Below are 17,815 nucleotides of genomic sequence, written 5' to 3'. Positions count from 1 at the left end.
CATCATTGATTGATCCGGTTTCGCAGCCTAAGAGGAAGCCCCGGATGCACCACGTCCACCGGCTAAGTTTTTGAATTTGAGAGGTCACATGTCACGCAAGGTCACCAAGGCGATTTTCCCTGTCGCAGGATTGGGCACCCGGTTTCTTCCGGCAACGAAATCCGTTCCGAAGGAAATCATGACGCTGGTTGACCGGCCTCTCGTTCAATATGCCATCGACGAAGCCCGCGCTGCGGGTATTACCGAGTTCATCTTCGTCACATCACGCGGGAAATCGGCGCTCGAAGACTATTTCGACCACAATCTCGTGCTGGAGCAGGAGCTGAAGGCCAAAGGCAAGGATGATTTGCTGGAGGTTCTCGAGAACACCAACATGGAAAGTGGTGCTATCGCCTATATCCGCCAACACAAGGCTCTGGGGCTGGGACACGCCGTCTGGTGCGCCCGCCGCCTGATCGGCGATGAACCCTTTGCGGTCATGCTGCCGGACGACGTTATTGCAGCCGACAAACCCTGCCTGCAGCAGATGGTTGAGGCTTATGAGGAAACCGGCGGCAACATGGTCGCCGCGATGGAGGTCGCACCCGAAAAAACCAGCTCGTACGGGATTCTGGACGCCGCCGACAGTTCCGGCAAGGTGATCCGCGCCCGCGGCATGGTCGAAAAGCCCAAAGCCGACGAGGCACCGTCGAACATGGCGGTGATCGGTCGATACATTCTGGGGCCATCGGTGCTGTACAACCTCAATCAGATGAAGAAAGGCAGCGGCGGAGAGATCCAGCTGACCGATGCCATCGCCGAAGACATCGGCAACGGTGTCCCGGTTTTCGGATACCGCTTTGATGGTCAACGCTTCGACTGCGGATCAAAAGCGGGCTTCCTGCAGGCTACCGTGGCCTTTGCCCTGGCCCGGAATGACCTGCGCGACGACCTGAGCGCCTATTTGAATGATATTGTTGCCACAGGTCGGGCCGCCCAATAAGCAGCGGTCCTTCACCCACCCTGTGATGACTGCGATAAAACGTCAGAAAATCAGCCGAAAAGCCCATTCGTCATGACCACCATCTATCCTGTCATTCTGTGCGGCGGCTCCGGAACCCGGCTTTGGCCGCTGTCCCGAAAAAGCTATCCCAAACAGTTCGTGCCTCTGGTCGGAAACAGCAGCCTGTTGCAGGACTGTGCGGACCGGATGCGAGGGCCCAAGGACGCACCGTACGCCAAGCCCCTGATACTCACCAATGAATCGTTCCGCTTCATCGTCACCGAGCAGCTTACCGCCATTGGTGTCGACCCCGGTCCGATCCTTATCGAGCCTGAGGGCCGCAACACGGCTCCGGCGGTCTTGGCGGCCGCGCTTTACCTGTCGAAGGTAGACCCGGATGCTTTGATGCTGGTGGCGCCGTCCGATCACGTCGTTCCCGACAAGTCCGCGTTCCACGCGGCGGTTTCGCAAGGTGTGACCGCCATCGAGAGGGACCGCCATCTGGTGACGTTCGGGATTACTCCGGACCGGCCGGAAACCGGATATGGATATCTGAAGCTCAGCGCTGCGCCCGACGCGACAGGTGCTGCGGTCGCATTGGACCATTTCGTTGAAAAGCCCGATCTGGATCGGGCCAAGGCCATGATCTCCGATGGCAGTTACCTGTGGAATTCCGGCATTTTCCTGTTTGCGGTGCGCGACATCATCGCTGCGTTCCAGGATCATGCACCCAACCTGTTGCCGCCGGTGCAGACTGCCGTCGAGGACGCGAAGGCCGATCTTGGCTTTCTGCGACTGGACGCATTGGCCTGGGGGAAAGTCGAAGACATTTCGATCGACTACGCGGTCATGGAACGGGCCAAAAACCTGAGCGTTGTTCCCTATGCCGCCGGCTGGTCGGATGTCGGCAGCTGGTCGGCCGTCCAGGAGCTGAGCAGCCCCGACGAAAACGGCGTTGCGACCACCGGTGAGGTGACGACGATCGACTGTAACAACGTGTTGATCCGGTCCGAGTCAGCCTCCCAAGAAGTCGTGGCCATGGGGCTCGAGAACATGATCGCTGTGGCCATGCCGGATGCCGTTCTGGTGGCCAGCATGGACAAGGCACAGGATGTCAAACAGGCCGTGGCCGCCCTGAAGGCCAAAGGGGCACCGCAGGCCGAAGCTCTGCCGGTCGACCATCGCCCCTGGGGCTGGTTCGAGAGCCTGGTCGTGGGCGAACGATTCCAGGTCAAACGGATTCACGTAAACCCCGGCGCGGCCCTGAGCCTGCAGTCCCACCACCACAGGTCCGAGCATTGGATCGTCGTAGAAGGTACCGCCAAGGTCACGATCGATGACGAGGTTCGTCTGGTCAGCGAAAACCAGTCTGTCTACATCCCCCTTGGCGCGGTTCACCGCATGGAAAACCCCGGCAAGGTGCCTATGGTCCTGATCGAGGTTCAGACCGGCGCCTACCTCGGAGAGGACGATATTATCCGGTACGAGGATGTCTACGCCCGCAACTGATCCTGGCTGAACACCGCGGCTCCGGTCGCCAACGGTTCACGCTTTGGGCGTACAGGTCAGAATCAGCTGACCGACCTCCATACTAAAAATATCCACAGCCGCCCCAAAAGGGCGGCTTTGTTTCGTATTTGGAAATCCACAAGTAACCAAATCCTTTTTGTGTCGTTCGCACGTGAAAGCGGGGATTCATCCCATCCGCGGCAGGGTGGCGCGCAGCGAATTCCGTGAATCGATGGCCCAAGGAGGATCCCGCCCGTGTCCCAAATCACCCCCCGTTTGAATCTGCCGTTTCTGCAACCCTCACAGGCGCAAAAACACGTCACCCACAACGAAGCGCTGCGGCAGCTGGACCTGATCGTGCAGCTGAGTGTTGTGGCTCTGGATGAAACCATTCCACCTGCGGAACTAGATCAAGGTGCCATCTACGGCTTGGGGGCCAGCCCGACAGGCGCCTGGGCGGGGAAGCCTGGGCAACTCGCGGCTTGGCTGGACAATGCTTGGGTCTTTGTCACTCCAGCAAACGGATGGCGCGTTTGGGACCAAGCCAACGCCGCGCTCAAGGTCTGGGACAACGGCGGATGGATCGATCCTCCGGTCAATACTGCGAACCTTGCCGGGGTCGGGGTCGCAACCGGATACGATCCGACCAACCGCCTGTCGGTTCGGGGTCCCGCCACATTGCTGAGCCACGACGGGAGCGGCCACCAGTTGAAGATCAACAAAGCGAGCGCGACTGACACGGCCTCACTCCTGTTTCAGTCCAACTGGACCGGCCACGCCGAGATGGGCCTTGCGGGCAGTACCGATTTTTCCATCAAGGTTTCACCGGACGGAGGCTCTTGGACCGAGGCGGTGCGCGTGGATGCCAAATCGGGAACGATCAGCGGCGCGGCCGTTCAAGCAAACCCTGAAGATGTAACACCCGGACGGCTGATGCGAGCCGACTACGGATATGGACCGGGCAACCTCGTGGGTCCGGTGACGCAGTCTGGCGGGACCCCGACCGGCGCAGTGATCGAACGCGGCGCAAATGCGAACGGCGAATTCGTTCGTTTCGCGGACGGAACCCAGATCTGCACCCTCGCGGCGAGTGCGGTGGCCTGTACCGCCGGCATGGGGCCACTGTTTGCAAGCGCCCAGAATACTTGGACTTTCCCCGCGCCTTTTGCTGTGGGCAGTACTCCGACCCTTAGCGGCAGCGGTAATGCTCTGGGACGGTTCATCAGCTTCGATTTGCCGACCGAAACGCAGGTAGCGTGGCAAGTTCTGTCGGCGGTGTCCGATCCGGCAACAATAAGCCCGACAGTCGCCGCCATCGGCCGCTGGTTCTAATCACCGAACGCACCCGGTCTTTGGGCCGGGTGCCTATTTGGCCCGCAGGTCGTCGGCCGATCGATCAAGGAACCAAGCATAGGTCTCGCGGATACCATCTTCGAGGCCTATGCGTGCCTTCCAGCCCATCTTGGCCAACCGGGAAACGTCCATCAGCTTGCGCATCGTGCCATCTGGCTTGGTGGTGTCCTGCGTGATCCGGCCGGTATATCCGGTGATCTTGGCGATCAGTGCGGCCAGCTCGGCAATTGAAACGTCCTGCCCGCAGCCCACGTTTATGTGGCTCAGCATGGGTTGCGTATTCGCCTGATACACGTCCTGCGGCAAATCCATTACGAACAGCGATGCCTCGGCCATGTCATCGACATGCAGGAATTCACGCCGCGGCTTGCCAGTTCCCCAAATCACCACCTCGTCCAGCCCGTCGCGTTTGGCTTCGTGGAAGCGGCGGATCAGTGCTGGCAGAACATGGCTGTTCTCAGGGTGGAAATTGTCGCCCGGCCCATAAAGGTTGGTCGGCATGACCGACCGGTAGTCGACCCCGTGCTGGCGATTGTAGCTTTCGCACAGCTTGATCCCGGCGATCTTGGCAACCGCATAGGGTTCGTTCGTCGGCTCCAAAACACCTGTCAGCAACGCGTCTTCGCGCATCGGCTGCGCTGCTTCACGCGGGTAGATGCAGGAACTGCCCAGCTGCAGAAGACGCCGTACGCCGGCCGCAAAAGCCTGATGGATCACGTTGCACTCAATCATCAGGTTTTCGTAAATGAAATCTGCAGGATACGTGTTGTTTGCGTGGATCCCCCCCACCTTGGCAGCGGCCAGGATCACTACGTCTGGGCGCTCGGCCTGCATGAAGGCGCGGACGGCCGCCTGATCCGTCAGATCCAATTCGGAATGGGTTCGGGTCACCAGTTCAAACGGCTCGCCATCGGCCTGGCGCGCCTTGAGCTGACGCAGGATTGCTCCACCCACCATGCCACGATGTCCGGCGATGTAGATCTTGCGCATTTCTGCCTCCTCAGCCGTTTTCCAGGCTGACCGGCAATTCGAATCCATGCTCTTTCAACAAGGCGTGGCGCTTGGCGGTTTTGAGGTCTTCCCGCACCATCTCTGCGCACATTTCCTGCACGGTCAGCTCCGGCTCCCATCCCAATTTGGCCTTGGCGTTCGACGGGTCGCCCAGCAGCGTCTCCACCTCGGCTGGGCGGAAATACTGCGGGTCGATCCGCATGATCACGTCGCCAGGTTTCAGCGCTGGGGCGTTGTCGCCGTCGATCGCCGTCACCGTAGCGACCTCGTCCACACCGCTGCCCGAAAACTCCAGGGTGAGCCCAAGCTCGGCCGCCGACCATTCGATGAATTGGCGCACGGAATACTGCTTGCCGGTGGCAATAACGAAATCCTCGGGCTTGTCCTGCTGCAGCATCATCCACTGCATCCGCACGTAGTCCTTGGCATGGCCCCAATCGCGCAGACTGTCGATATTCCCCATGTAAAGGCACTTCTCCAAGCCCTGGGCGATGTTGGCTAGACCACGCGTGATCTTGCGGGTGACAAAGGTTTCGCCGCGGCGCGGGCTTTCGTGATTGAACAGGATTCCGTTGCAGGCATACATCCCGTACGCCTCGCGGTAATTGACCGTGATCCAATACGAATACAGCTTGGCCACCGCGTAGGGCGAGCGGGGATAGAACGGAGTCGTTTCGCGCTGCGGAGTTTCCTGGACCAGCCCATAGAGTTCCGACGTTGACGCCTGATAGAACCGGGTCTTGTTTTCAAGTCCCAGGAACCGGATCGCCTCAAGCAGGCGCAGGGTGCCGATGGCATCGACATCCGCGGTATATTCCGGCGACTCGAAGCTGACGGCCACGTGAGATTGGGCACCCAGATTGTAGACTTCGTCGGGCTGAACCTCCTGGATGATGCGGGTCAGGTTCGAGGTATCGCTCAGATCACCGTAGTGCAGCCGCAGCTTCGGATCAGGCTCGTGGGGATCCTGATAGATGTGGTCAATCCGTTGGGTATTGAACGAGGATGCCCGACGCTTGATCCCGTGAACTTCATAGCCCTTTGCCAACAGAAATTCGGCCAGGTAAGACCCGTCCTGTCCTGTAACTCCAGTGATCAGCGCTTTTTTGGTCATCAGTTTGTTCCACCAGTTTCATGGACGCCCATTTGTCGCCCCAAAAACAGCAAGATGTCATGGAATGCAACCCGAGGCCACTGTCAGGCATTGAAACCGGCGGAAGTTTCTCCGAATGTGTGGCCGCCCGAGGTGGCATTGGTAACAAGGGAATTTGAATAATGCGTATTGCGATGATCGGCACCGGATATGTGGGTCTGGTGTCGGGTGTGTGCTTCTCGGATTTCGGCCATGACGTCATTTGCGTCGACAAGGCCGAAGCTAAGATCCAGATGCTGCGGGACGGAAAGGTTCCGATCTACGAACCGGGACTGGATGTTCTGATGGCCAAGAACGTGGCCGCCGGCCGGCTGAGCTTTACCACCGATCTGGCGAATGCAGTGAAAGGCGCGGATGCCGTCTTTATCGCCGTCGGGACACCAACCCGCCGCGGCGACGGCCATGCGGATCTGACCTATGTGATGGCAGCAGCCGAGGAAATCGCCCATGCCATGGATGGCTACACCGTGGTGGTGACCAAATCCACGGTCCCGGTCGGGACCAACCGCAAGGTTCAGGAAGTTGTCGCAGCAGCCAACCTCAAAGCCGACTTTGATGTCGCCTCGAACCCGGAATTCCTGCGCGAAGGCGCTGCGATCGACGATTTCATGCGCCCGGACCGCGTCGTTGTAGGGGTCGAGAACGACCGCGCCGCCGAGGTGATGGCCGAAATCTACCGCCCACTTTACCTGCGCGATTTTCCGATCCTGACGACGGATCTGGAAAGCGCCGAAATGATCAAATACGCGGCAAACGCCTTTCTCGCCACCAAGATCACGTTCATCAACGAAATCGCAGGCCTGTGCGAGCGGGTCGGTGGCGACGTCAAGGAAGTGGCGCGCGGCATCGGTCTGGATGGGCGCATCGGAAACAAGTTTCTGCATGCCGGCCCCGGCTACGGCGGATCATGTTTTCCCAAGGACACCGCGGCGCTTGCGCGGATCGGACAGGAACATGCCTTCCCCATGCAGATCACTGAAACCGTCATGCGCGTGAATGACGAGGTCAAAAAACGCATGATCGAAAAGATCCGCGAAGCCTGCGACGACAGTTTCAACGGCAAGACCGTGGCGGTTCTGGGGGTGACGTTCAAACCCAACACCGACGACATGCGCGACGCTCCATCACTGACCATCGTGCCCGCCCTGATCGGCGGCGGCGCCAAGGTTCGCGTGGTCGACCCTCAGGGCCGATCCGAGGGTGAGGCTCTGCTACCAGGTGTAGAGTGGGTCGAAGACCCGTATGCCGCAGCCAAGGACGCGGACGCAGTGGTGCTGTTGACCGAATGGAACGAGTTCCGCGCGCTGAACCTGACGCAGATGGCCGCTGAGATGAAATCTCCTCGCATGGTCGACCTGCGGAACATCTATTCACGCGACAAGGTCAAGAAATCCGGTTTCGAAACCTATGTCGGGGTTGGGCGCTAGGCGTCCAATCCCCTGGCGTTTGGGTTTCGAACCCGGCTCAATCATAGAGCGGAACGGTGGCCTTGGCCCCAGCTGCCAGCGCCTTGCCCAGATCGCGGCGCACCCGTTCGTACAGGGCAAGCGACTCGTCGGAAAACAGGGTGGCGGGCGGATCAACATGGATGAAATTTCCCTGCCGGTCCTCTCCGCGCGCGACCATCGCGTAGTCGCGGTCCGCCACCAACTGCTTCGCATTCGGGCTGATATAGCGGATGGCCATCCCGATACGCCGATCGTCCGACCGGTTCGGACCCGAGCCATGAATGGTCAGCCCGTGGTGCAGTGACATCTGCCCGGGCGCCAATTCGATATGGGTTTTGTCTTCCTCGGCCACTTCGACTGCAATCTCTTGCCCGCGCGACAACAGGTTGGTCTCGGAATAGGTGTCATTGTGCGGAAGAATGGGGTTCTTGTGGCTGCCCCGGACAAAATCCATGCAGCCGCTTTCCACGGTTGCCGGCGACAGGGCCAGCCAGGCCGTAACCTGATCCGGGGTCTCGCCCATCCCCCAATAGGTCAGGTCCTGATGCATGCCAACTGTCTGGACGGTGCGCGGCTCTTTGATGAAAAACTCGGCCGACCAGATCATGATGTCCGGACCCAAGACGCCTTGGACGGCATCCAGAATACGCGGATCCATGGCCAGTCGCGCCGCCAGCGGCATGACGAGGTGTGAATTCACGCGCTTGTAGGTATTCAGCGGCAGAGGCAGATCGGCGGCCATCCAGTCGCGTTCAATCTGTTCGAGTTCCGAGCGCACCTGCGCGGCCTCGTCAGCAGACAGGATATCCAGCGGAAACAGGAAGCCGTCTTCCCAGTATTGCGCTGCTTGCGATGGCGTCAGTTTGTGCCGGGTCAGGTCTTGGATGTCGGGCATGGGTGCACCTTTTCGGATCGGTTCATGCACAGCCTAGCCGAACCGGTCTTGCGACGAGAACGCAAAGCCTTGCCTGTCAGGATAAGTTCAGCTTAGCCTGATTGCCATGTCGACCCGCATCCCCTCTCTCAACTGGCTGCGCGTTTTCGAGGCCGCGGCCCGCACCGAAAGCTTTGCCCGTGCTGCCGCCCAACTAAACATGTCGGCCGCCGCCGTCAGCCAGCAGGTCAAGGCGCTGGAAACTCGTCTGGGGACGCCGCTGTTTCATCGCCATGCCCATGCCGTCACTTTGACCGAGGCCGGGCGGGCGTACCTGCCGGTCGTGCAGCAATCTCTGGTGATGCTGGAATCAGCCACTACTGGCCTGTTCGGCCAGACCCGGGACCAACGGCTGTATGTCCAATCCGTGTTGTTGTTCGCGCAAGGGGTGCTTGCGGCTGGCCTGACCCAGTTCCAAAAATCCCATCCTCAGATCAACCTGTCCCTGACGACCGGGAACCGGATCGCCGACTTCGCCAATCGTTTTACCGACCTGCAGATCGTGTTCGGCAACCCGACGCTGTTCGGGGCCGAAGGTGACATGCTGTTGACCGAGACCCTTTTTCCCGTGGCGCCACCGGACATTGCCGACCAGATCAGCACTCCGCTGGATCTGGCCCGGTTTCCGCTGATCGAGGTTTCGACCCACAGGGCCAGTTGGCCGCACGTGTTCGAAGCCCTGCGGCTGCCGACCGGGCAGGCTCAGTATTTCTTCGCGGACAACTCAGTGATGGCGGCCGAGCTGTCCGCGCAAGGGGTCGGGATCGCCCTGGCCCGCGCGCCCGCGTCTGACCGGATCATGCGGATGTCTGGCCTGGTGCCATGTCTGCCCGAGGTGGCCGTGCCGGGCCGAGACGCCTACCACCTGATCTACCCTTCACGGGCCACATTGCGGCCACCCGCGCGCGCGTTCCGTGAATGGTTGTTGGACTACAGCGCGGCAGCCCAAACCCGATAACGGCCCTGCCCGGTCACTTCGCGGATCAACCCACGTTCGGTGAACTTGTCGAGATTGCGCTGCACGGCTGCACGCGATGCCTGCGTCAACTCCTCGGCCAATGGCGCAGATACCATGGGCCATGCGGTCAGCACATCGATCAGGACCGGCGGCGTCCGCCCGCTGAGATCCGTGGTGGCCTCGCGTGCCCGGGCCTCCCACGCGCTGACGCGATCCAGATGCAGCAGCGCGGCCAAGGCTGCCTGCCCTGCCCCCCGAACCCAAGCGTTGAGTTTTTCCTCTGGCGTGCCGATGCCGCGCAGCGCCCCGGGGCCCGACAATGCCAAGGGCATGAACAGTGCCCCGCCCCGACCCATCGTGGCCGCATGCCGCGCAGCGATCACCGCTGCTTCGGTATCCTGTCCCATTCCCTGCGACAGCGCGCGCCACGCGTGAAAGGCAATGGCCGACTGCGTGACAGGGTGCAGGGCTTGTGCGCTGTCCATCACCTCGGCCAAGTCCGCGACCGCTTCTGGAACTTCGTCTATCCCCTGAGCCATCCGGTCCAGAAAGGCGGCCAGTCCCGATTGCCAGCCGCCGTCCGACGGCCCTGCGCCCGAAGTCAGTCGCCGAACCGCCCAACCCGCCCGAAACAATGCTTGCACATCGTCCCCGGTGGCTCCGATGCGCAATCCGGTCCACAGGGCAAGCCGATCAACACTGATCCGGTCACCGGTCCACCACCCCAGGTCGGATACGTCCATCAGGGCCAGCCGGTGGGTCCACCCCTTTGGACCACTGCGCAGCCGCTCGTCCAGCGCCCCGAAGGTCAAGGCCAGATCCGCCAATCCCTGCGCCACTTCAGCTTGGGCGGCGCGCCAGTCCCGTGGGTCGAACAAAGCGCCCCGATCGGCACGCGGACCCGGCGGCAACATGTCCTCGGGCGCCACTACATCTTCGGGCGGCAGAAACCAAAGGTCTTCGTCGTCCGGCGGGTCGACGTCATAGATACTGCGCGGACCGTCCATGACATCGTCCTCGTCGGGGTCCGGGTTCGTGGCCTTGGTCGTCATGCCAGCATTGTTCGGCCAATCGCACCGGTTCACAAGAGGTTTCGCGCAAGGCGGCTCAGCCGGCGAATGTCTGAGCCAGGTAATCCAGCTGCACGGTCAAATCGTTGTCCGGCCGGTTCCCCAACAGCATGTATCCGTACCCGTCGCGCGCCCACCGGGCCGTTGCAAGCCCGCTCAGGACTTCCTGTTTCAACGCTGCATTCGGCGCGCCATCGCCCTGACGGATCACACACAGCGCAAAGGGATTGCCATCAGCGTCGGCAAAAACGATCTGAACCAATGGTTTGCCCTTGAAGGACAAAACCTGCGCGGCCTTCAGTTCCAGCCCCGGCAAACCTTCAAGCGAATCCCGGTTCAGCGGGCGGCCCAGTTTCTCTTCGGCCAATGAGATCTGGGCGTCGACGAACGCCGGCGGGTATTCCAGCGTTGCAATCGAATCCGGCGTGTAAAGCGACTGGTACAAGGCCGCCTGTTCTGCCCATCCCATCGGCTGTGGGCGGGTCAGCCAAAAGGTCAGAGATACGGCCAACACGGCCGCGGCAGCCGCGACGCCCAACAGGCGCCAGGGCCCCGCCGAAGTCGGAATCCTGGGCGGCAGTTCAACTTGTGGCGCCGCGTCGGGAATGTCTCGGAACACCTCGCGAACCACCGGCGCGATCGGATCCAGATCCATCAGGCGCTGTTCCAGTTCCGGATCGTTCTCAACAGCGGCCTCGATGGCATCGCTTTCCTCAGACCCCAATGAGCCTTGCAGATAGGCTTTTAGCGTATCGTCGGAAAAGGTCATGAGTCCCTCCGTCGGTCGGACGCACCGGCATCCTGCGGCATCGCAGCTTGCAGTTTCTTGCGGGCATTGGAAAGCCGGCTCATGATCGTACCAATCGGAACCTCCAGCAACGCGGCGGCCTCGCGATAGCTGTAGCCCTCGACAAAGACCAGCATGACCGTTTCGCGTTGCGCCTCGGGCAGTTGCATCACCTGTGTAAACACTTCCCGCGCAAAAATATTCATTTCGGCGTCGGTACCCGGCGCGATCAATTCGGCGTCCGGCGTTGCGGCCAACCCCTGGGACTTGCGCACGGTCCGCGCCCGCAGCTCGTTTAACCAGATCGACCGGCAGATCGTCATCAGCCACGAATCCAACCGATCAGTATGCGTAACCTGATGGCTGCGCTCCAACGCGCGCAGGCAAGTGGCCTGGGTCAAGTCGTCGGCAACATCCTGCGCCCCCGACAGAGCCAGCGCAAACCGCCAGACGCGTCTGGAATACGCCCCAATCGCCTGACGCACGGCCTGTTCCGAACTGTTGAGGTCATCACTGGGCACTTGGTCGATCCATGTTTCGGCACGCATCCCGCGACGCCAGAACTGGCACAGACAGAGAAGAATTGAAAACGCTTTCTTTCCGGTCGCTTGGCGTCAGCGTCCGACCGCCTCCTCGGACGCTCGCTTGGCAGCCACCAGTGCCAACAATTGGTCCTTGGTTCGTCCGATATGCGCGGACAGAAGCGCACAGGCCTGCTCGACCTGCCCATCCCGGGCAAGGCGCAGCAATTCGCGATGCTCTTTACGGGCCGGTTCGCGTTGTTGCATCACACTGAGATGCATTCGGACATAACGATCCGACTGAAGGCTCACGCGGTGCAGCAGCTCGTTGGTCAGGCTTCGGTTCGCGGCCGCGTAGAGGGCCGAGTGGTACTGATAGTTCAGCGCGCCCCACCGGCTGACGTCATTGGCGTCGTACGAGGCCTCCATCTGCTCCAGCAGGTGTTCGCAGCGCGCAAAGTCAGACCCGGTCATCTGCGGAATTGCCCAGCGGAACAGGTCGGTCTCCAACAGCGACCGCAGGTCGAAGATCTCGCCGATCTCGGACAGAGAATGGCGCGTGACCCGCGCCCCGCGGTTGTTCGTCAGCTGAACCAGACCTTCGGCATCAAGCTGTTTCAGCGCCTCGCGCACCGGCATGCGCGACACGTCATAGTCTTCGGCCAATGCCTCTTGACGGATGGTCTCGCCTTCCGCCAGATCACCGCTGAGAATGCGTTCACGCAAGTCGGACGCAATTGCATCGGGAAGGCTTTGACGGGTGATTGCGCGTTTTGCTGCCAAGGATCTGTCCGCATTTGCATTTTGGATACAAATATCCGCCCCGAGGCGCTTTTCCAACCGCCTATCGGGTTGAACAGGGCTAGGGTTCCCCGCTACCCCTTTGGCAACCGAGATCAAACCCAGGAACGGAACATGAGCGAAACGGTACGGCTGACGCCTAAAGAAATGACCGATCTGAGCCTGAAGGTTCTGTCCCATGTGGGTTATGGCCCCGACCACGCGCGGGCGATCGCGGAACTGCTGACCACCTGCCAAATGGACGATTGCCAGTCGCACGGTCTGTTTCGTCTGTTCATGTGCGCCCAGACCATGCAGGCGGGCAAGATCGACGGCCATGCGCAGCCCCAGGTCGCCGCCTCGGACAATGCCATCGTCCGTGTTGACGCGCAGGGCGGCATGTCGTTGCTGGCGTTCCAGAAAGGCCTGCCGCATCTGGTCGAGAAGACCCGCACCCACGGGATCGCGGCCATGGCGATCAACCGCTGTTTTCATTTCTCGGCCCTGTGGCCCGAGGTCGAGGCCCTGTCGGCCCAAGGGCTTGCAGCCATGGCGATGGTGCCCAGCCATTCCTGGGTGGCCCCTGCGGGGGGCACGCGCGGCAGCCTGGGCACCAACCCGCTGGCCTTCAGCTGGCCCCGCATGGGCAAGGACCCGTTCACCTTCGATTTCGCCACCAGCGCCTTCGCCCGCGGCGAGATCGAGCTGTACAAGCGCGCGGGCAAACCTCTGCCCGAAGGCGTGGCGATCGACAAGGACGGCAACCCCACGACCGACCCGCAAGCGGCGCTGGACGGCGCGATGCTGACCTTCGGCGGCTACAAGGGCTCGGCCATGTCGATCATGATCGAGCTTATGGCCGGCCCGCTGATCGACGACCTGACCAGCCTGGAGAGCATGGAGTTCGCCCAAGGCACGGGCGGCGCGCCTTACCACGGCGACATCATCATCGCCTTCGACCCCGACCAGTTCAGCGGCGGGCGGCGACAGGCCAACGACGCGCGGGCCGAGCGCCTGTTCGCCAATATCCTCGATCAGGGCGCGCGCCTGCCGTCACAGCGCCGCTTTGCCGCCCGCGCGCGCAACACCGCCCGGGGATATGCCGAAGTATCCGCGCAACTGCACCGCGACCTGCTGGCCCTTCTGGACTAGGCACCCCAAGTGTCGCGCAGGCGGTAACCTTGCGGCCATGGGTCGTCGGGGTCCAGCATGTGCTGGTGGATGCCGGTGATCCATCCGCGGCCCGAGATCTCGGGCAGGATGGCAGGATGGTCTCCCACCTGGGTCGCGCCCAGTATCCGGCCGGTGAAGCGCGAGCCGATGATCGACACCGCCTCAAAGCTCTGGCCCGGCCGCATCTGCCCACGCGCGGCCATCAGCGCCATGCGGGCCGAAACGGCGGTGCCGGTGGGCGAGCGGTCGACCTTGCCGGGCTGGATCGCCACCGCGGATCGGCCGGTCAGGCCGGTTTCGGTTTCAGTCAACGGTCCGCAGAACGCGCAGAACGAGATGTGGTTCCAATCCGGGTTTTCGGGATGCGCAAAGCCCAGCTGCGCATTGGCGGCGTCGGTGATCGCCACCCCCAGGCGGGCGATGTCGGCGGCCTCGTCCTCGGTGATGCGCAGCCCCAGCGCCGCGGCGTCGACCACCACGAAACTGTCCCCGCCATAGGCGGTGTCCACCGTCAGGGTCCCCAGCCCTGCGACTTCGAGCGGCGCGGCGAGGCGGTCGGCAAAGCTGGGCAGGTTCTGGACGTAGATCCGTTCGGCCTTGCCGTTGCGGCATTCGGCCCGCACCCGCACCAGCCCGCCCGGCGCTTCGAGCGTCAGGTGGGTTTCCGGCTCGGTCATCGGCAGGATGCCCCCGTCCAGCAGCACCGTCGCCACGCAGATCGAGTTCGATCCGGACATGGGCGGGGTGTCCTCGGGCTCCATGATGATGAAGGCGGCGTCGGCTTCGGGGTGTTTGGGCGGCACCAGCAGGTTGACATGGCGGAACACTCCGCCGCGCGGCTCGTTCAGCACGAAATTGCGCAGGGTCTGGTCGCGGGCGATGAAGCTGCGTTGCTCCCAGATCGTGTCGCCCGGCGGCGGGGTGACACCGCCGACGATGACGTCGCCGACCTCGCCCTCGGCATGGGCCGAGATCACGTGGATGGTCTTGCTGCTGCGCATCCCCCGCTCAGAACCGGGTGGCGGCGAAGGGGTCGACCGGGATGGCCGGATCGGTGCCGTCGACCAGTGCGCCCACCAGTTCGGCGGTGCCGGCCGACTGGGTCAGGCCCAGATGGCCGTGCCCGAAAGCATAGACGAGGTTCGGCGATTTCGAAGACCGCCCGATCACCGGAATGCTGTCGGGCAGCGAGGGGCGGAACCCCATCCACTGCGTCCCGCCTTCGGTCTTCAACCCCGGCAGGAACTGGCGCGCCTTGTTCAGCAAGGTATCGCCGCGTTTGAAATTGGGCGGCAGGTCAAGCCCGCCCAGTTCGACCGCACCACCGATGCGCACACCACCGTTGATCTTGCTGGCCACGAAGGCATGACGCGAGAACGCCAGGTGCAGCCGCAGGTCGAACGCGCCCGGCGGCAGGGTCGTGTTGTAGCCCCGCTCGGTTTCGAGCGGGATCAGATCGCCCACCGTTCGGGTGAGGTTGTGCGACCACGCGCCCGCGGCCACGACCACCTTGCTGGCATCCGCCGCACCCTGGTCGAAGCGCACCCAGACGCCCGTGTCCGACAGCTCCAGCGCGCGTACGGGGCGCGTTTCGATCACCCCGCCACGGTCGCGAAACACCTGTGCCAGATGCTCGACCCAGCGTTTGGGATCGACGGTATTCCACCAGTGTGGCGTGAACCCGGCATGGGTAAAACGCGGGCTGAGCCCGGGCTGGATCTCGGCGATCGCTTCGGGGCTTTCCAGCAGATCGAAGGCGATGCCATGCCGGCGACGCAACTCCCACGTGGGCAAGGCGGCGCGGAACTCGGCCGCGCTTTCGTACAACTGCAACTGCCCGTCGCGCTGCATCATCGCCTCGCCACCCGTATCGGCGATCTGCCGTTCGGTCGCGGCCTGGCACAGGCGCATCAGGTTGGCCTGCGCGGCGACCAGCGCCTGGTACCGGCTGGGGCGGCTGGCCCGCCAGAACCGCCACATCCACGGCGCGATCTGCAGGGCATAGGCGGGCGGGATCGACAGCGGCCCCAACGGATCGAGCAGCCATTTCGGGGCCTTTTTCATGATCCCCGGCGTGGCCAGAGGTTCGACCTCAGGGAAGGCGAACGCCCCGGCATTTCCCGCCGAACTGCCCGCGGCCACGCCTTCGCGGTCCAGTATCTGAACCGTGTAACCCCGACGCTGCAATTCCAGCGCCGCGCTGATACCAACGACGCCGGCACCTATGACGATGACATCTTTCTTCATGTGATCTCTATACCCGAACGGAATGGATCGGCGGGATCAAAAATCAAACGGCTTTCGGCCATCACGAAAGCCTGACCGGTGATCGAGGGGATCACCCCGCCGTTCGGACCCGGCTGATAGGACAGCCGATAGGGGCTGCCGATGACGCTAGCCTGCACGATTTCTTCACCCGGCGCCAAGCGCCCGTCGGCCGCCAGACAGGCCAACCGCGCCGAACTGCCCGTGCCGCAGGGCGAGCGGTCATAGGCGTCATCGGGGCACAGAACGAAGTTTCGGCTGTGCACGTCAGGGTCCGGCGCGGCCTCCTGAAAGATCACATGATCGATCGGCTCGCCCGCTTCGCCGCCCACGCCCTGCGCGACCGAGGCCTGTCGAATGGCGACGCCCAGATCGGTCAGTTGCCGGATATTCGCGGGCTCGACCGGCACCGGGCTGGGATCGACGATAAAGAACCAATTGCCGCCATAGGCCACATCACCTGTCACCGGCCCGAAATCCGGAACCTCGATCGTCACGGCCTGATGCACCCGCCGGCTTTCGATGTTGGTTACTGTCACTGTGTTGGGATCTTGCAGCTCCACCGAGACCACCCCTGCGGGCGTTTCGATCCGGTGGATGCCAACACCGATCCGCCCCAGATGAGCCAGCGTCACGGTCAACCCGATCGTGCCATGCCCGCACATGCCAAGCACCGCATCCACGTCGAAATAGATCACCCCGGTCACGCAGGACGGATCGACTGGAGGCACCAGCAGCGCCCCCACCATAGCTGGTTGACCGCGCGGCTCCAGCATGATCGAGCGCCAGAACCGGCGGTGCTGGGTCGCCAAAAGCCCTGCGCGCTCGGACAGAGGACCGCTGCCCAGATCGGGCGCGCCGTCCAGAATCACGCGCGTGGGCTCTCCGCCGGTATGGCTGTCGATCACATGCACGTGGCAATCACCCCGCCTTGCTTTGACCAGTCTGCAAACCAGGCGCGGAACAAGCCGTACTGCTGTTCGCAATAGTTGCGCTGCGCATCGGTCAGCGCGTCAGTTTCGTTGAAGTGCAAGCGGTATTCATCCTCGCCGTTCAGCACCAGAAGGCGCTTGTAGTACAGAACCAGATCAGGGCCTTCATCGAAACTGGACAGCACGTGGATGGCCTCTGTCAACTCCTGCGCGCGCTGGCGGGCCTCGGTATTGCCAGTAGCCGCTTTTTTCGACAAAGCGGTCAGCAGCAGAACCTCTTTGGGCAGTACGTTGCCGATGCCGGTGATCGCGCCAGTTGCGCCACAATTGACGATGCCATGATAGACCGCCGTATCGACCCCCACCATCAGCGTCACCTGGTCATCGCGGCTGGTGATGTTCTCAGCCGCATAGCGTAGATCGTCCTTGCCACCGAATTCCTTGAAGCCCACCAGATTGGAGTGCTCGGCCCGTAGCGCAAAGAAGAGGTCGGCGCGGGTGGCGAACCCGTAATACGGACTGTTGTAGATGACCGCCGGAATACCCGGTGCCGCCGACAGGATGGCCTTGAAATGGTTGCGCTGCGCCGTGACGGAACTGCCACGCGACAGGACCCGCGGGATAACCATCAGCCCCGCTGCACCTACCTTTTGCGCATGCGCTGCATGCCCTACGGCGGATTGCGTGTTGACCGCCCCGGTGCCAACCACCACGGGCACGCCCGCGCCGATCAACCGCTCGACCCCTTCCATCCGCTGTGCGTCGGTCAGCAGCGGCCAGTCGCCCATCGACCCGCAATAGACCACCGCAGACATGCCCGCCTCGATCATCTGCTGACCCTTTCGCACCAAGGCGTCAAAGTCGGGCTGACGGTCGGGCGTACAAGGGGTCATGAGCGCGGGCATGGTGCCGGTAAAGACGTCGGGTGACATGTGGCCG

At 62.4% G+C, this 17,815-nt stretch carries 17 protein-coding genes; 6 read left to right on the top strand and 11 right to left on the bottom strand.

The annotated features are described in order from the left end of the window. Positions 1–88: 88 nt before the first annotated feature. The 3 genes from galU to ACR0MM_RS13810 all read left to right on the top strand — a co-directional run bounded on the left by galU (position 89) and on the right by ACR0MM_RS13810 (position 3,823). Complete coding sequence (gene galU / locus ACR0MM_RS13820) at positions 89–982, top strand: UTP--glucose-1-phosphate uridylyltransferase GalU (RefSeq protein ID WP_093963131.1); 894 nt, start codon at positions 89–91, stop codon at positions 980–982. A 72-nt stretch (positions 983–1,054) separates the two neighbouring features. Then, positions 1,055–2,491 carry a mannose-1-phosphate guanylyltransferase/mannose-6-phosphate isomerase gene (locus ACR0MM_RS13815; RefSeq protein WP_170461520.1) on the top strand — a complete coding sequence of 479 codons (1,437 nt, stop codon included), beginning with the start codon at positions 1,055–1,057 and terminating at the stop codon, positions 2,489–2,491. 255 nt (positions 2,492–2,746) lie between these two features. Continuing rightward, a complete protein-coding gene (locus ACR0MM_RS13810) occupies positions 2,747–3,823 on the top strand; it encodes a DUF2793 domain-containing protein (protein ID WP_480696772.1) in 1,077 nt (358 codons plus the stop codon). 33 nt (positions 3,824–3,856) lie between these two features. Here ACR0MM_RS13810 and fcl read toward each other — a convergent pair whose 3' ends face one another. After that, the gene (gene fcl / locus ACR0MM_RS13805) at positions 3,857–4,834 is read right to left on the bottom strand and encodes a GDP-L-fucose synthase (protein ID WP_480696770.1); all 978 of its coding nucleotides are present in this window, start codon (positions 4,832–4,834) and stop codon (positions 3,857–3,859) included. A 10-nt stretch (positions 4,835–4,844) separates the two neighbouring features. Continuing rightward, positions 4,845–5,969 (bottom strand): GDP-mannose 4,6-dehydratase, encoded by a 1,125-nt coding sequence (gmd, locus tag ACR0MM_RS13800; protein WP_170421430.1) that lies wholly within the window; start codon positions 5,967–5,969, stop codon positions 4,845–4,847. Positions 5,970–6,130: 161 nt separating this feature from the next. On the opposite strand from gmd, the gene ACR0MM_RS13795 reads away from it, so the two are divergent. Then, the gene (locus tag ACR0MM_RS13795) at positions 6,131–7,435 is read left to right on the top strand and encodes a UDP-glucose dehydrogenase family protein (protein WP_480696768.1); all 1,305 of its coding nucleotides are present in this window, start codon (positions 6,131–6,133) and stop codon (positions 7,433–7,435) included. 37 nt (positions 7,436–7,472) lie between these two features. On the opposite strand, the gene ACR0MM_RS13790 is transcribed toward ACR0MM_RS13795, so the two are convergent. Then, positions 7,473–8,351: a phytanoyl-CoA dioxygenase family protein gene (locus ACR0MM_RS13790; RefSeq protein ID WP_170582660.1), complete on the bottom strand. Its 879-nt coding sequence runs from the start codon at positions 8,349–8,351 to the stop codon at positions 7,473–7,475. 106 nt (positions 8,352–8,457) lie between these two features. On the opposite strand from ACR0MM_RS13790, the gene ACR0MM_RS13785 reads away from it, so the two are divergent. Further along, the gene (locus ACR0MM_RS13785; protein WP_170407463.1) at positions 8,458–9,348 is read left to right on the top strand and encodes a LysR substrate-binding domain-containing protein; all 891 of its coding nucleotides are present in this window, start codon (positions 8,458–8,460) and stop codon (positions 9,346–9,348) included. Here ACR0MM_RS13785 and ACR0MM_RS13780 read toward each other — a convergent pair. The 4 genes from ACR0MM_RS13780 to ACR0MM_RS13765 all read right to left on the bottom strand — a co-directional run bounded on the left by ACR0MM_RS13780 (position 9,321) and on the right by ACR0MM_RS13765 (position 12,509). Further along, complete coding sequence (locus tag ACR0MM_RS13780) at positions 9,321–10,400, bottom strand: helix-turn-helix domain-containing protein (RefSeq protein ID WP_480696765.1); 1,080 nt, start codon at positions 10,398–10,400, stop codon at positions 9,321–9,323. The genes ACR0MM_RS13785 and ACR0MM_RS13780 overlap by 28 nt on opposite strands. 55 nt (positions 10,401–10,455) lie before the next feature. Then, positions 10,456–11,187, bottom strand: a complete 732-nt coding sequence (locus tag ACR0MM_RS13775; RefSeq protein WP_480696763.1) for a hypothetical protein — start codon at positions 11,185–11,187, stop codon at positions 10,456–10,458. After that, complete coding sequence (locus ACR0MM_RS13770; RefSeq protein WP_170452817.1) at positions 11,184–11,753, bottom strand: RNA polymerase sigma factor; 570 nt, start codon at positions 11,751–11,753, stop codon at positions 11,184–11,186. Before ACR0MM_RS13770 ends, ACR0MM_RS13775 begins: the two co-directional genes overlap by 4 nt. 66 nt (positions 11,754–11,819) lie before the next feature. Continuing rightward, on the bottom strand, positions 11,820–12,509 hold the full coding sequence (locus ACR0MM_RS13765) for a GntR family transcriptional regulator (protein ID WP_170341289.1): 690 nt from the start codon (positions 12,507–12,509) through the stop codon (positions 11,820–11,822). Between the two features lie 132 nt (positions 12,510–12,641). Between ACR0MM_RS13765 and ACR0MM_RS13760 the strand changes: the two genes are divergently transcribed. After that, entirely contained in the window at positions 12,642–13,658 is a 1,017-nt protein-coding gene (locus ACR0MM_RS13760) for an Ldh family oxidoreductase (protein WP_480696761.1), read from the top strand. Here ACR0MM_RS13760 and ACR0MM_RS13755 read toward each other — a convergent pair. From ACR0MM_RS13755 to ACR0MM_RS13740, 4 genes are read right to left on the bottom strand one after another with little or no spacing between them, the layout of a single operon-like run. Next, positions 13,655–14,680 carry a trans-3-hydroxy-L-proline dehydratase gene (locus ACR0MM_RS13755; protein WP_480696759.1) on the bottom strand — a complete coding sequence of 342 codons (1,026 nt, stop codon included), beginning with the start codon at positions 14,678–14,680 and terminating at the stop codon, positions 13,655–13,657. The genes ACR0MM_RS13760 and ACR0MM_RS13755 overlap by 4 nt on opposite strands. Positions 14,681–14,687: 7 nt before the next feature. After that, positions 14,688–15,926: an NAD(P)/FAD-dependent oxidoreductase gene (locus ACR0MM_RS13750; protein WP_480696757.1), complete on the bottom strand. Its 1,239-nt coding sequence runs from the start codon at positions 15,924–15,926 to the stop codon at positions 14,688–14,690. Continuing rightward, complete coding sequence (locus ACR0MM_RS13745) at positions 15,923–16,858, bottom strand: 4-hydroxyproline epimerase (protein WP_170525821.1); 936 nt, start codon at positions 16,856–16,858, stop codon at positions 15,923–15,925. Before ACR0MM_RS13745 ends, ACR0MM_RS13750 begins: the two co-directional genes overlap by 4 nt. Further along, positions 16,849–17,808 (bottom strand): dihydrodipicolinate synthase family protein, encoded by a 960-nt coding sequence (locus tag ACR0MM_RS13740; RefSeq protein ID WP_170525820.1) that lies wholly within the window; start codon positions 17,806–17,808, stop codon positions 16,849–16,851. Before ACR0MM_RS13740 ends, ACR0MM_RS13745 begins: the two co-directional genes overlap by 10 nt. Positions 17,809–17,815 lie beyond the last annotated feature (7 nt).

The organism is Ruegeria sp. BC6 (genome assembly GCF_056539185.1).
This window is presented reverse-complemented; position numbering and strand designations above follow the sequence as displayed.

Coding starts and splice junctions, on each gene's coding strand:
- ACR0MM_RS13770 (WP_170452817.1), bottom strand. CDS start 11,753: ATGCGTGCCGAAACATGGATCGACCAAGTGCCCAGTGATGACCTCAAC.
- galU (WP_093963131.1), top strand. CDS start 89: ATGTCACGCAAGGTCACCAAGGCGATTTTCCCTGTCGCAGGATTGGGC.
- ACR0MM_RS13815 (WP_170461520.1), top strand. CDS start 1,055: ATGACCACCATCTATCCTGTCATTCTGTGCGGCGGCTCCGGAACCCGG.
- ACR0MM_RS13790 (WP_170582660.1), bottom strand. CDS start 8,351: ATGCCCGACATCCAAGACCTGACCCGGCACAAACTGACGCCATCGCAA.
- ACR0MM_RS13785 (WP_170407463.1), top strand. CDS start 8,458: ATGTCGACCCGCATCCCCTCTCTCAACTGGCTGCGCGTTTTCGAGGCC.
- ACR0MM_RS13780 (WP_480696765.1), bottom strand. CDS start 10,400: ATGACGACCAAGGCCACGAACCCGGACCCCGACGAGGACGATGTCATG.
- ACR0MM_RS13760 (WP_480696761.1), top strand. CDS start 12,642: ATGAGCGAAACGGTACGGCTGACGCCTAAAGAAATGACCGATCTGAGC.
- ACR0MM_RS13795 (WP_480696768.1), top strand. CDS start 6,131: ATGCGTATTGCGATGATCGGCACCGGATATGTGGGTCTGGTGTCGGGT.
- ACR0MM_RS13755 (WP_480696759.1), bottom strand. CDS start 14,680: ATGCGCAGCAGCAAGACCATCCACGTGATCTCGGCCCATGCCGAGGGC.
- ACR0MM_RS13750 (WP_480696757.1), bottom strand. CDS start 15,926: ATGAAGAAAGATGTCATCGTCATAGGTGCCGGCGTCGTTGGTATCAGC.
- ACR0MM_RS13775 (WP_480696763.1), bottom strand. CDS start 11,187: ATGACCTTTTCCGACGATACGCTAAAAGCCTATCTGCAAGGCTCATTG.
- gmd (WP_170421430.1), bottom strand. CDS start 5,969: ATGACCAAAAAAGCGCTGATCACTGGAGTTACAGGACAGGACGGGTCT.
- ACR0MM_RS13740 (WP_170525820.1), bottom strand. CDS start 17,808: ATGTCACCCGACGTCTTTACCGGCACCATGCCCGCGCTCATGACCCCT.
- fcl (WP_480696770.1), bottom strand. CDS start 4,834: ATGCGCAAGATCTACATCGCCGGACATCGTGGCATGGTGGGTGGAGCA.